12 protein-coding genes and 1 pseudogene are annotated in these 12,381 nt (G+C 53.1%); 9 read left to right on the plus strand and 4 right to left on the minus strand.

Features of this window, described 5'->3' with window-relative positions; all coding sequences use genetic code 11:
• The first annotated feature begins 10 nt into the window (after positions 1 to 10).
• Both ACQKDS_RS11990 and ACQKDS_RS11995 read left to right on the plus strand, forming a co-directional pair.
• The gene (locus ACQKDS_RS11990) at positions 11 to 1,045 is read left to right on the plus strand and encodes a LacI family DNA-binding transcriptional regulator (protein ID WP_399670546.1); all 1,035 of its coding nucleotides are present in this window, start codon (positions 11 to 13) and stop codon (positions 1,043 to 1,045) included.
• A gap of 14 nt (positions 1,046 to 1,059) precedes the next feature.
• Positions 1,060 to 1,322 (plus strand): annotated as a pseudogene (locus tag ACQKDS_RS11995) (shikimate 5-dehydrogenase); the annotation flags it as partial.
• 115 nt (positions 1,323 to 1,437) lie between these two features.
• On the opposite strand, the gene exbD reads toward ACQKDS_RS11995, so the two are convergent.
• Positions 1,438 to 1,860, minus strand: coding sequence for a TonB system transport protein ExbD (gene exbD, locus ACQKDS_RS12000; protein ID WP_399670549.1), 423 nt, complete (start codon positions 1,858 to 1,860; stop codon positions 1,438 to 1,440).
• Between the two features lie 3 nt (positions 1,861 to 1,863).
• A complete protein-coding gene (gene exbB, locus ACQKDS_RS12005) occupies positions 1,864 to 2,838 on the minus strand; it encodes a tol-pal system-associated acyl-CoA thioesterase (protein WP_399670552.1) in 975 nt (324 codons plus the stop codon).
• Between the two features lie 485 nt (positions 2,839 to 3,323).
• Between exbB and metC the strand changes: the two genes are divergently transcribed.
• Positions 3,324 to 4,514: a cystathionine beta-lyase gene (gene metC, locus ACQKDS_RS12010; protein WP_399670554.1), complete on the plus strand. Its 1,191-nt coding sequence runs from the start codon at positions 3,324 to 3,326 to the stop codon at positions 4,512 to 4,514.
• Positions 4,515 to 4,673: 159 nt separating this feature from the next.
• The gene (locus ACQKDS_RS12015; RefSeq protein ID WP_399670557.1) at positions 4,674 to 5,333 is read left to right on the plus strand and encodes a DedA family protein; all 660 of its coding nucleotides are present in this window, start codon (positions 4,674 to 4,676) and stop codon (positions 5,331 to 5,333) included.
• Positions 5,334 to 5,344: 11 nt separating this feature from the next.
• Here the strand turns inward: ACQKDS_RS12015 and ACQKDS_RS12020 are convergent, their stop codons facing one another.
• Complete coding sequence (locus ACQKDS_RS12020) at positions 5,345 to 6,268, minus strand: LysR family transcriptional regulator (RefSeq protein WP_399670560.1); 924 nt, start codon at positions 6,266 to 6,268, stop codon at positions 5,345 to 5,347.
• Positions 6,269 to 6,370: 102 nt separating this feature from the next.
• Between ACQKDS_RS12020 and ACQKDS_RS12025 the strand changes: the two genes are divergently transcribed.
• Positions 6,371 to 7,396 (plus strand): NAD(P)-dependent alcohol dehydrogenase, encoded by a 1,026-nt coding sequence (locus ACQKDS_RS12025; protein WP_399670563.1) that lies wholly within the window; start codon positions 6,371 to 6,373, stop codon positions 7,394 to 7,396.
• Here the strand turns inward: ACQKDS_RS12025 and ACQKDS_RS12030 are convergent.
• Positions 7,383 to 8,270, minus strand: coding sequence for an AraC family transcriptional regulator (locus ACQKDS_RS12030; RefSeq protein ID WP_399670775.1), 888 nt, complete (start codon positions 8,268 to 8,270; stop codon positions 7,383 to 7,385). The genes ACQKDS_RS12025 and ACQKDS_RS12030 overlap by 14 nt on opposite strands.
• A 245-nt stretch (positions 8,271 to 8,515) precedes the next feature.
• Here ACQKDS_RS12030 and ACQKDS_RS12035 point away from each other — a divergent pair, with 245 nt between their 5' ends.
• From ACQKDS_RS12035 to ACQKDS_RS12050, 4 genes are all read left to right on the plus strand, one after another.
• Entirely contained in the window at positions 8,516 to 9,256 is a 741-nt protein-coding gene (locus ACQKDS_RS12035) for an NADPH-dependent oxidoreductase (RefSeq protein ID WP_399670566.1), read from the plus strand.
• 3 nt (positions 9,257 to 9,259) lie between these two features.
• Positions 9,260 to 10,423 (plus strand): alcohol dehydrogenase, encoded by a 1,164-nt coding sequence (yqhD, locus tag ACQKDS_RS12040; protein WP_399670569.1) that lies wholly within the window; start codon positions 9,260 to 9,262, stop codon positions 10,421 to 10,423.
• A gap of 84 nt (positions 10,424 to 10,507) precedes the next feature.
• Complete coding sequence (gene dkgA / locus ACQKDS_RS12045; RefSeq protein ID WP_399670572.1) at positions 10,508 to 11,329, plus strand: 2,5-didehydrogluconate reductase DkgA; 822 nt, start codon at positions 10,508 to 10,510, stop codon at positions 11,327 to 11,329.
• Positions 11,330 to 11,454: 125 nt separating this feature from the next.
• On the plus strand, positions 11,455 to 12,057 hold the full coding sequence (locus tag ACQKDS_RS12050) for a transglycosylase SLT domain-containing protein (protein WP_399670575.1): 603 nt from the start codon (positions 11,455 to 11,457) through the stop codon (positions 12,055 to 12,057).
• Positions 12,058 to 12,381 lie beyond the last annotated feature (324 nt).

Raw genomic sequence — 12,381 nt, forward strand, 5'->3', positions numbered from 1 at the left:
GATGTAATTAGTGAAAAAAAATAAGCGCATAACTATCACTGATATCGCCACCCGCGCTGGCGTATCGAAATCGACCGCCAGTCTGGTGCTCAATGGGCGCAGCAAGGAATACCGCGTCTCCGACGAGACACGCGATCGTATTTTAGCATTAGCGAGTGAGTTGCATTATCAGCCAAGTATTCACGCACGCTCACTGCGTTCCAACCGCAGCCATACTTTAGGGCTGGTGGTGCCGGAAATGACCAACTACGGCTTTGCGGTGATTGCACGCGAGTTAGAAACCTTATGCCGCGAAGCGGGTTTGCAATTGCTGATCGCCTGCTCCGATGAAAACCCCGCGCAGGAGATGATGGCGGTCAACAGCCTGGTACAGCGACAAGTTGACGGGCTGATTGTCGCCTCTAGCCAGCTCAACGATGCAGAATACCAGAAGATCAACGCCAGCCTGCCGGTGGTGCAAATGGACCGGTTGATCAACGGCTCTAATCTGCCGCTGGTGATCACCGACTCCGTCGCCGCTACCACCCAACTGGTGGAAAACGTTGCCCGCCAGCATCCCGACGAATTTTATTTTCTTGGCGGCCAGCCACGCCTGTCGCCAACCCGCGATCGTCTGGCCGGTTTCGAGCAGGGTCTGGCGCTCGCAGGAGTAAGCGGCAAGCCGGACTGGATTATCAACGGCACTTATCACCCAAGCTCTGGTTATGAAATGATTGCTGGCCTGTGCGCCCACCTTGGTCGCCCGCCCAAGGCCCTATTTACTGCCGCCTGCGGCCTGCTTGAAGGGGTACTGCGCTACCTTACACAGCACCAATTGTTAGAGAGCGACATCCATTTATGCAGCTTTGACGATCACTATCTGTTTGACTGTATGACGCTAAAAATTGATACCGTGGCGCAAGACTGCCTTGGTTTGGCACAGCACAGCTTTGAGCGGGTCACCCAGCTGATTGACGAACGTCCGTTGGCGCAAAACAGCCTGTATCTGCCGGGCAACCTGCGCTGGCGGCATCCGGGTTCGCTGGCGCAACTGGCACAATCCTAATGCTTTATCTTTGCATGCAATTAAACACCCAACTGTGCATGTCATTGGCTGGCCGCCCTGGCAACGTTGGGCACACTTTCATCATGACCTGTATCAAACGTTGGATCTCAACTTTATCTACAAGGTATTCACCACCAAGGATATTCAGGCCGCCATCGGCGGTGTGCGGGCGTTGGGTATTCGCGGCTGGGCGGTTTCTATGCCGTCCAAGGAAAGCTGCATTCCCTTCTTGGATGAGCTGGATCCGTCCGCTAAAGCGATCGATTCAGTCACTACCTGCGCGCTTACAATACCGATTACCTCGCCATCGCCCATGCCGCAGCCCACGCACGCGGTTAATAAAAAAGGGGCGAGCATGTCGCATGCTCACCCCTTGGTAAAAGCGGAAAAAATTACTTGGCGCCGCCTTCCATCCCTACCAACCCCACTTTCAAATAACCGGCATTACGCAGCGTATCCATGACGCTCATCAACGTGGCGTAATCCACACTTTTGTCGGCTTGGAAGAATATCGTGGTTTCTTTGTTAGATTGCGTACGCTGATCGAGCACGGAAGCCAACTGTTCGGCAGAAACCGGCTGCTCACCAACGTAAAGCTGCTGATCTGCTTTTACCGACAGAAACACCGGTTTTTCCGGCCGCGGTTGAGGCTTCGCGGTCGATGCCGGCAGATCGACACGAATATCTACCGTTGCCAGCGGCGCTGCCACCATAAAGATGATCAACAACACCAGCATGACGTCAATAAACGGCGTCACGTTGATTTCATGCAGTTCACCGCCGTCGTCTACATCATCATTTAAGCGCATTGCCATACATCACCCCACTCGCAGTTGGTGAGCATGTTGTGAGCGTTTGGTTTCCGCCGTTGCCGCCAGATCCAGATCGCGGCTTAACAACAACAACACCTCTGCCGCTACGTCGCCAACCTGAGCACGATGGCCGCCGATTACGCGGGCAAAGATGTTATAAATGACCACCGCCGGGATGGCGGCAACCAAGCCCAACGCCGTTGCCAGCAGCGCTTCCGCGATGCCCGGCGCCACGACGGCCAAATTGGTTGTTTGCGAGTGAGCGATGCCAATGAAGCTATTCATAATGCCCCACACCGTACCGAACAACCCCACAAACGGTGAAATCGCGCCGATCGTCGCCAGGAAGCCGTTGCCTTTACCCAGTTGACGGCCATACGCGGCGACACGACGTTCAAAGCGGAAGCCGGCACGCTCTTTGATGCCGTTGTTATCGTCAGACTGCGCCGATAATGTCAATTCGTTCTGCGCATCATTCAGCAACGTCGCGCAGATGCTGTCAGCCTGGAAGTTCTGCGCCATTTCTGTGGCTTCATCCAGCGAACGCGCTTTGGATAAGGTTTGATGCTCGCGGCGCAAACGGCGTTTAGCACGCATCAGTTCGCTGCCTTTAGCAAATAAAATAGTCCAGGTAATGATCGAGGCCAGTACCAGACCGATCATCACGGTCTTTACTACCACGTCCGCATTTTGGTACATGCCCCAAACGGAGAGATCCATCCCGTGTGTTGCCGGTGGCTGTACGCTCGGTGCCGGGTTGATGGGTGTGACATTATTTGGTGTTGTATCGGCAGGCGCTGATGCCGCCGCAGACACGCTTTCGGCAACGGCTGGATTGGCCGCTGGTGCTGCCTGAACGCTACCTGCCAACCCCACCACCAATACCATTGACGCGATCACACTCCGCCCGAATGCGGCGCCCCAATATCCCCGGCCAGTGCCGCGGGAGCCTTGATTTATCGTCTTGCCAGCCGTTTTCACGCTGCGCCTCCAACCATTACCGATCAAAATTAACGAGATTTCAGCGTGCGATCATATCAAACAAATCGCGGATTGATAGTAGTTATCATTATTATTTACTCAATAACGCACCGCTAGACTAAAAAAGAGGAAAGCCGCGCCAGCACAAGCTTGCCCATGACTCGCTGATTAACATTCACACAGTTAAATGCCAACAATTTCGTCACGCAGGCATCGCTTTTGCCCTCCCTTCACGCTGCCGTATATTTTCCGCGACGAGACACATCTGCTAAGGTGCTGAATGGTAAAATCGGTTCTATTACAGACTGTTTATGGTTCTGCTGTTAGTCACCTATATCCCCACCATTTTGCTATGGTTACCCCGCCTGTTCGGTATAATGGAGAATCCACTCCATGATAGAGGTAAAAACGTCTGGATGGCTAAGTGGCATCATGATAACGTAGCAAAACATTCTGCCAGTGAAGAGCCATAAGGTAAGCCTCGTATGACATCTAAACATCTCGACACCGCGCTGGTCGGCGTTGGCCGCAGCAAACGCTACACGCAAGGTGCGGTTAACCCGGTCACCCAACGCGCTTCTTCACTGGTTTTCGATTCTGTTACGGCGAAAAAACATGCCACCGCTAATCGCGCACATGGCGAACTTTTTTATGGCCGGCGCGGCACCCTCACCCACTTTGCCTTTCAGGATGCCATGACCGAACTGGAGGGGGGAGCGGGCTGCGTGCTCTATCCCTGCGGAGCAGCGGCAGTCTCTAACGCGATTCTGTCGTTTGTCAGTACAGGCGATCACGTGCTCATGACTGGGTCGGTGTATGAACCCACGCAGGATTTCTGTACCCATATCCTCGGGCGCATGAACGTCGCCACCACCTATTTCGATCCGCTGATCGGTGCCGGTATTGCCGATCTGATCCAACCGCACACCCGCGTGGTGTTTCTCGAATCTCCCGGTTCGATTACGATGGAAGTGCAGGATATTCCCGCCATCGTGCAGGCCGTTCGGGCGGTCAATCCAGAAATCGTCATCATGATCGACAATACTTGGGCGGCTGGCGTGCTGTTTAAGGCGCTGGAATTCGACATCGATATTTCCATTCAGGCTGGCACCAAATACATCATCGGCCATTCCGACTATATGCTCGGCACCGCCGTCGCTAACGCCCGCTGTTGGCAACAATTACGCGAATATTCTTATCTGATGGGGCAAATGGTCGATGCCGACACCGCCTACATGGCCAGCCGCGGTTTACGTACGCTGAGCGTGCGGCTAAAACAGCATCAACAAAGCAGCATCGCCGTTGCGCAATGGCTAAGTAAACGGCCGGAAGTAGCGGTGGTGAATCATCCGGCGCTACCAAGTTGCAAAGGGCATGCGTTTTACCAACGCGATTTTAGCGGCTGCAATGGCTTATTTTCGTTTGTGTTGAAACAGCGATTGACCGATCGGCAATTGGCCGACTACCTCGATAATTTCAGCCATTTCACCATGGCCTATTCCTGGGGCGGTTTTGAGTCATTGATCCTAGCCAATCAGCCCGAAGAGTTGAACGCGATTCGCCCAGCCGGCAACGTAGATTTCACTGGTACATTAGTGCGGGTGCATATTGGCTTGGAGAACGTGCAGGATCTGATCGATGATTTAGCGGCAGGCTTCGAACGCATTGCTGGCTAATAGTGTAAAGGCGGGATTATCCCGCCTGATATAAACCGCGCAAAAATTCCCTCTCAGCCCTACTTTTCTGCACCTCGTTTAATGTGCTGTGAAACCATTAGGGGTACACTAACGTTATTGTTATTTGCTCCGCATCCTATCAGCGCCACAGGACATAGAATGGAAGTATTGAGAGAGATTGTTCACGCGCTATGGCAACAAGATTTCACTGCGTTGGCCGATCCTACCGTTATCTGGGTGGTTTACGCGGTACTTTTCACCACGCTGTTTTTAGAAAATGGATTGCTTCCCGCCTCTTTTCTACCCGGTGACAGTTTGCTACTGCTGGCAGGCGCCTTGATAGCCAAAGGCGTTATGGCTTTCGTACCCACGATCGTTATTCTGACGCTAGCCGCCAGCCTCGGCTGTTGGCTCAGTTATCTGCAAGGACGCTGGCTGGGTCACACCGGCGTAGTCAAAGGCTGGCTACTGCAACTGCCCGCACAATATCACCAACGCGCACACAGGCTGTTTAACCATCACGGTCTAATGGCGCTGCTAATTGGCCGCTTTCTGGCATTTGTCCGTACGTTACTGCCTACTATGGCCGGCATTTCCGGGCTCAGCAATGCTCGTTTTCAACTGTTCAACTGGCTCAGCGCGGTCATTTGGGTAGGCGCCGTCGTCAGCCTGGGTTACGCATTCAGCCAAATCCCGCTGGTGAAGCGCTACGAAGATCAGGTCATGGCCGGGTTAATGATCTTGCCGCTTGTCTTATTGGTCGTCGGCTTATGCGGCGCCATGCTGGTAGTTTGGCGAAAAAAACGTAGCGCCTCTTGATAGGCAATCCATTACCCATGGTGCGTTTCAATTAATCTTATGCTGGCGGGGAGCTTTTTCGCCAGCATATCTATAGCCAGCCGCACCTTAAGTGGCAAACTTGGGGTTTGTGGCCACATCGCATGCACTTCATATTCCGCTCCCGGGTACTGTTTCAATATCCTCACCAACTTCTCGTGGGTGACGTGATCATGTACCAACCAGCAGGGTAGCCACCCAATGCCAAACCCTGCGATGGTCGCATCTGCCAGCGCTTGTAAATCATCCATCATCACTCGCGATTTAGGTTCGATACGATGGGTTTTCCCCTTTTCAACTGGAATATCCCAGTTGAGTAACTCGCCGGAACGGATATAAGTAACCGCATTGTGCTCTACCAACTCTGCCACACTTTTGGGTTCTCCCCAGCGTGCCAAATAGGCTGGTGAGGCGTAAAATGCCATTGGATAATGCCCCAATCGACGCGCCACTAACCTAGAGCTGTCTGGCAGACGTCCATTGCGCACCACCAGATCGAATCCATCCTCAACCATATCAACTAAGCGGTCATTAAATGACAGCTCTAACGCTAAATTCGGGTGTTCGCCAGCAAGCTCCATCAACAATGGCGCAATGCACATACGGCCCAAGAGTACCGGCATCGACACGCGTAGCCGCCCGCTAACCTGCCGTTTTCCACTTTCCAGCAGCGCTTCAGCGATATGAATCTCATCCAACGCCCGCATACAACGTTCATAGAACAACGCGCCGTCATCGGTAAGACTGAGTCTGCGGGTAGTACGATAAAATAGGCGTACCCCAAGCCTCTGCTCCAACCGAGCAATGCTTTTCCCCACCGCCGAGCGAGATAGGTGTAACCGATTCGCCGCCTGTGCAAAACTGCCGGCCTCCACTGCACTGACGAATACAGAGATACCATTCAATCGATCGTTCATTTTTGTCGCCCTAATGGAAACAATAAGGCGAAATTTTATCGCCACTGACGAAACTAAATCAACGATAGAATCTTCTGCTCTGATTACGCAGAGGAATAAAAAATGGCGAGTACCATGCAACGCTGGATAATGAATGCCACTGGGCGTCAACATCTACAACTGATCCGCGATCAAATCCCCCAACCCGGGCCACATCAGGTTCGCGTTAAAGTGACAGCCGTCGCGCTCAATTATCGCGACAAGATGCTAATAGAAGGATTGATGCCGATTGAAGCATCAATGCCGTTCACACCTGCATCAGATATGGCCGGCGAAGTGGATCTGGTTGGGGCTTGCGCAACACGCTTTCGCCCCGGCGATCGCGTCATTTCCAACTTTGCCCCAGGTTGGATAGATGGCAAGTTGACGGGAAACGCACGTATGCCCTCTAACCCTACGCTAGGTGCACACTATCAAGGCGTGCTGGCAGAATATATCGTAGTCGATGAGAACTGGCTTAGCGCTGCGCCCCAAACGCTTGACGATACGCAAGCCAGTACTTTACCCACAGCCGGATTAACGGCTTGGTTTGCCCTAATAGAACGCGGTCAACTCCACGCGGGTCAAACAGTGCTGGTGCAAGGTACTGGCGGTGTGGCACTGTTTGCGCTGCAAATTGCCAAGGCGCATGGCGCACAGGTATATATCACCTCGGCCAGCGAACAAAAGTTACAGTTAGCACGTCAATTAGGTGCTGATTATGGCATCAATCGCCTACAGGAAGACTGGGTAGACAGTCTGTATGCATTGACACAGGAGCGTGGTATCGACCATGTTATCGATACCGTTGGCGGTACTAATCTTGCCAACTCTTTGCGGGCAGTCGCCATACATGGACGTATCTCTGTAATTGGTTCACTAGCCGGTATTGAGCTGGCAGGATCCACCGGATTGCTGCTGCTTAAATCCCCCGTGATACAAGGCATCGGCGTTGGTCACCGTCGGGCTCTGGAAGATTTAGTACGGGCGGTCGATGCCAATGGCCTACAACCCGTTATTGATCAATGTTATCAATTAGATCAACTCCCCGAAGCACTGGCACACCTCGATCGCGGTGCCTTTGGCAAGATCGTCATCACCCTTGCATAAATGCCGCACTGGCTTCACGCAGCCGGGCGAGTTCATCGCTCGGCGTTGCGCCAAAGAAACGTTTGAACTCACGGCTAAACTGAGAGGCACTTTCGTAACCCACGCGGATAGCGGCGGTGCTAGCCTTCAAACCATCGTGTACCATCAGCAATCGAGCCTTATGCAAGCGATACGATTTCACGTATTGCAGCGGTGAAGTATTGGTAACCGCTTTGAAGTTATGGTGAAAAGCCGACACGCTCATGTTGACCTCATTGGCTAACGCTTCAACGTTGAGGTTTTCTGCATACTGATTTTCAATACGCCGCAACGCTTTGGCTATCTGGCTAAAGTGGGTGTGCCGATTAACCAACTCCTGTAACGACGCACCGCAGCTACCGCGCAGCACGTAATACAAGATTTCACGCACGATCTGCGGCCCTAATACGCGTGCATCCAACGGCCGTTCCATCACATCCAGCAGGCGTTCGGTGGCGCACAGCATCTCTTCACTCAATAACGCACAGTTAACCCCGTTGCTTTGTGCGGCAGGTTTCATCAGGTCATCGTCATCCCCTATGTCGATCAACAAATCTTGTAGCATTTGCGTATCAATATTGACCGCCATGCCCACCAGCGGTTGCGTTTGGCTGGCAAAGGTTTCGCATTCAAACGGCAGCGGCACCGTCATCAACAGATAATTACGCGGATCGTAACGAAAAACTTTACTGCCGCAGTAGCCGACTTTATGACCCTGAAAAACGATCACGATGCCCGGTTCATACATCACCGGCTGGCGCGGGCTGTGCTGATCGACATACAGGATCTTTACCTGCGGCACCGGCGAGGACGTATAGCCATTACCGCGGGCAAAACGCGCCGCCTGCCGCGCCATACGGCTGCGCAGTTCATCAACCTCACTCACTGAAATAGCCTCTTACAATCAGAATGATCTGGCACAAATAATAGTTGAAACTTACCATTTTCTACAGCCCATTGTAGAAATAGGCAAGAACAAGACAGGAATGTGCATTGTGCTAGGGCGCTAAGTTGCTGACAATACGTTCAATGAATTTGAAGCTCGCCTCCGCTGGCTGGGCTTTTAGGCAAGCCGCTATTAACCCACTTCGTAGGATTAGCATGAACCAGACCATTGAATTACTCACTTCACACCGCAGCGAACGCAGCTATCTTGATACCCCGATCGCCGATGAGGTGCTCGACAGCATTATCGCTGCCGCCCACTTGGCGCCGACTTCAGTCAACTCGCAACAGGTCTCGTTGGTTGTCACGCGTGATGCCGAACATCGCGCACGCATTGCGGAAATAGCCGGTGGACAACCGTGGATCGCTAAAGCGCCCGTGTTCATTACCGTGCTGCTGGATATGCATAAAACAGATTTAGCCATCGCGATGAGTGGTAAACAGCAGATAGCACATCAAAGCATCGAGAGCCTGATTTCCGGCACTACCGATGTCGGTATCGCCCTTGGGGCGCTGATGACCGCCGCGCGCTCGCACGGTTTAGGCATTGTGCCCATCGGGGGGATTCGCCGCGATCCTCAGGCAATGATCGACTTCCTGCAATTGCCCGCGCTGACATTACCGGTGGCGGGATTGGCGATCGGCTATGTCGATCAACCTGCGCAACAAAAACCGCGTCTGCCAATCGCCAGCTTCCGCCATGAAGAACATTATCAGCCGGACGTATTACCCGAAGCTATCAAAGCCTATAACCAGACGCTGGTGAAGCACTGGCAACAGACCGGCCGCAGCGACGGCGATGACTGGGGGAACAATACCGCCAGCTATTACCAACATATCTATTTCCCGAATGTGCTTTCTGCCATTGGGCAACAAGGCTTTAAACTGGACAAATAATCTATGCAAAACTTTATTCTTCATACCCCAACAAAAATTCTGTTCGGTAACGATCAAATTGCAGAATTGGGCAAACAGATCCCTGCCGACGCACGCATCTTGATCACTTATGGTGGCGGCAGCGTGAAGAAAAATGGCGTGTTGGAACAAGTCTACTCTGCGCTGGCTGGCCGTAACGTGCTGGAGTTCTCCGGTATCGAGCCGAACCCAACCTACGAAACGCTAATGAAAGCGGTAGAGATGGTGCGCGCAGAGAAGATTGATTTCCTGCTGGCGGTAGGCGGCGGTTCCGTGGTTGATGGCACCAAGTTCATTGCCGCAGCGTCGGATTACACCGCAGACCGCGATCCTTGGCATATCTTGCAAACCGTTGGCAGCGAGATCACCCGTGCGGTGCCGATGGGTTGCGTACTGACCTTGCCCGCCACCGGTTCCGAATCGAACAGTGGTGCCGTAATTACCCGTAAGAGCAGCGGCGACAAACAGCACTTTTTCTCACCGTTGGTACAGCCGCGCTTTGCCGTGCTCGATCCGGTGGTCACTTACTCACTGCCGCCGCGCCAGATCGCCAACGGCGTGGTCGATGCGTTTGTGCATACCATTGAGCAATACCTGACGTATCCGGTCGATGCCAAAGTTCAAGACCGTTTTGCCGAAGGTTTGCTGTTGACGCTGCTGGAAGACGGCCCGCGTGCATTGGCAGAGCCGGAGAACTACGCGGTGCGCGCCAATGTTATGTGGAGTGCCACCATGGCGTTGAACGGCCTGATTGGCGCAGGCGTGCCACAGGACTGGGCTACCCATATGCTCGGCCATGAACTGACCGCTATGCACGGGCTTGACCACGCTCAAACATTGGCGATTGTCCTGCCGGCATTGCTGGTGGAAAAGAAAGCGCAAAAGCGTGAAAAACTGCTGCAATATGCTGAGCGCGTCTGGGGTTTACGCGAAGGGAGTGAAGAACAGCGTATTGACGGCGCGATTGCAGCCACCCGTGAGTTCTTCGAAAAAATGGGTGTGCCAACCCGCATGGCGGATTATCAGCTTGACGGCAACAGCATTCCGGCACTGATTGAAAAACTGCAACAGCACGGCATGACCGCGCTGGGTGAACATCAGGATATTACCTTAGCAGTTAGCGAACGCATCTACCAAGCAGCACGTTAACCCCAACCTGGCAATTTCCTGCTAGGCTTTAATTCCGGCTCTTGGCAATCCAAGAGTCGGTAATCAGGTCAAAAGGAGATACGCATGACAACGCAACCCATCATCAAACTCCACGACGGTAATCTGATGCCGCAGTTGGGTCTCGGCGTTTGGCAAGCAAGCATTGAAGAGACTACCAACGCGGTGACAACAGCGCTGGAAGTGGGTTATCGCTCCATCGATACTGCGGCAATCTACAAAAACGAGGAAGGCGTCGGCAATGCGTTGCAGTCCACCTCAATTGCGCGTAATGAATTGTTTATCACCACCAAACTGTGGAACGACGATCAAGCCGATCCGCAAGCCGCGTTGGAAACCAGTCTGAAAAAACTGCAATTGGATTATGTCGATCTGTATCTGATCCACTGGCCGCGACCAGAGCAGGATCGCTACGTCGACGCTTGGCGAGGATTGATCGCGCTACGCGAACAAGGTTTGGCAAAAAGTATCGGCGTTTGCAATTTCCACATTCCGCATCTGCAACGTTTGCAAGATGAAACGGGTGTCGCACCCGTCATTAATCAGATCGAACTGCATCCGTTGCTGCAACAGCGCCAGTTGCACGCTTGGAATGCAACGCACAACATTGCCACCGAATCCTGGAGCCCGCTAGCGCAGGGCGGCAATGGCGTGTTTGAACAGCCGGTCATTAAAAAACTGGCGGAGAAATACGAGAAAACCCCGGCGCAAATTGTCATTCGTTGGCATTTGGACTGCGGGCTGATCGTGATCCCGAAATCCGTCACACCGGCACGCATTCGTGAAAACTTTGCGGTGTTCGATTTCAAACTGGATAAAGACGAACTGAGTGACATTGCCAAACTGGATATTGGCAACCGTTTGGGGCCAAACCCAGAAACACTGTAGTTTTACTCTTCCCCTCTCCCCTGCGGAGAGGGAATAAAATACTACGTTTTAGCCGCACTGACGTTATGATGACGCGATAATCTGCCGTACCTATCACGCGAATACTCAACACAGCACGGAGCCACATGAAATTCCCACTCGCTTCCGCTTCATCTCTTGGCGTTATCCTGTCCATTTTAATTCTGGCCGGTTGTTCCAGTAAGCCCCATCACGTCCGCTATGATCGACACACGTTTGATGACGCCATTGAAGATGCGGCTGATGATTACAACGTCGATGCCAAACTCATCACCGCGATGATTCAGGTAGAATCCGGCTTTAATCCACGCGCGGTCAGCCGCTCCAACGCCATCGGCCTGATGCAACTGAAAGCCAACACCGCCGGTTGCGACGCTTACCGTTTTAAGGAAAAAAGTGGCTGCCCGGATGACGATGATTTGCTGGATCCCGAGACCAATATCGATCTAGGCGCGGCATATTTGGCTTCATTGCAACGACAATTCAAAGGCATTGAAAACCCGGTGACGTTGCGCTATGCCACCGAAGTGGCTTACGTCAACGGCGCAGGTGCGCTGCTTCGGACGTTTTCCAGCAATCGCCAACAGGCAGTTGGCATGATCAATAACCTGTCACCGGAGGCTTTCCGCTGGCACGTACGCCAACATCACCCTTCAGCGCAGGCACCCCGCTATTTGGCTAAAGTGGAAGCGGCTTACAGCAAGCTATAAGGAATCAACGCAAAAGGGCTGTGATTGGGGAGCATAACGCCCTAATCATTGTTTTCGTTCATGTATATCATGGCCAATATGGACGGGCGCGGCATGCCACGCCCCTACGTGGGGTACGGGTGTGACATTGCCAACTCGCTGATATGTGACGCTCATACCCTGACCGTAGTGGCCGGGCACGCCCGGCCTGCATTCAGAATTCGACATCAAACAACCAACCGGGCGCGGGGAACGGGTGTGATGTTGCCAACTTGCTGATAAGTCGCGCTCGTCGCCTCACCGTAGTGGCCGGGCACGCCCGGCCTGCATTCAGTATTCGGCATC

This window comes from Serratia sp. NPDC078593 (assembly GCF_050268245.1).
Taxonomy (GTDB): Bacteria; Pseudomonadota; Gammaproteobacteria; order Enterobacterales; family Enterobacteriaceae; genus JBNNGK01.

Bases quoted from the DNA above. Each gene is read 5' to 3' on its own strand.
- exbD (WP_399670549.1), bottom strand. From the start codon at position 1,860: ATGGCAATGCGCTTAAATGATGATGTAGACGACGGCGGTGAACTGCAT.
- metC (WP_399670554.1), top strand. From the start codon at position 3,324: ATGACATCTAAACATCTCGACACCGCGCTGGTCGGCGTTGGCCGCAGC.
- ACQKDS_RS12015 (WP_399670557.1), top strand. From the start codon at position 4,674: ATGGAAGTATTGAGAGAGATTGTTCACGCGCTATGGCAACAAGATTTC.
- ACQKDS_RS12020 (WP_399670560.1), bottom strand. From the start codon at position 6,268: ATGAACGATCGATTGAATGGTATCTCTGTATTCGTCAGTGCAGTGGAG.
- ACQKDS_RS12025 (WP_399670563.1), top strand. From the start codon at position 6,371: ATGGCGAGTACCATGCAACGCTGGATAATGAATGCCACTGGGCGTCAA.
- ACQKDS_RS12030 (WP_399670775.1), bottom strand. From the start codon at position 8,270: ATGGCGCGGCAGGCGGCGCGTTTTGCCCGCGGTAATGGCTATACGTCC.
- ACQKDS_RS12035 (WP_399670566.1), top strand. From the start codon at position 8,516: ATGAACCAGACCATTGAATTACTCACTTCACACCGCAGCGAACGCAGC.
- yqhD (WP_399670569.1), top strand. From the start codon at position 9,260: ATGCAAAACTTTATTCTTCATACCCCAACAAAAATTCTGTTCGGTAAC.
- dkgA (WP_399670572.1), top strand. From the start codon at position 10,508: ATGACAACGCAACCCATCATCAAACTCCACGACGGTAATCTGATGCCG.
- ACQKDS_RS12050 (WP_399670575.1), top strand. From the start codon at position 11,455: ATGAAATTCCCACTCGCTTCCGCTTCATCTCTTGGCGTTATCCTGTCC.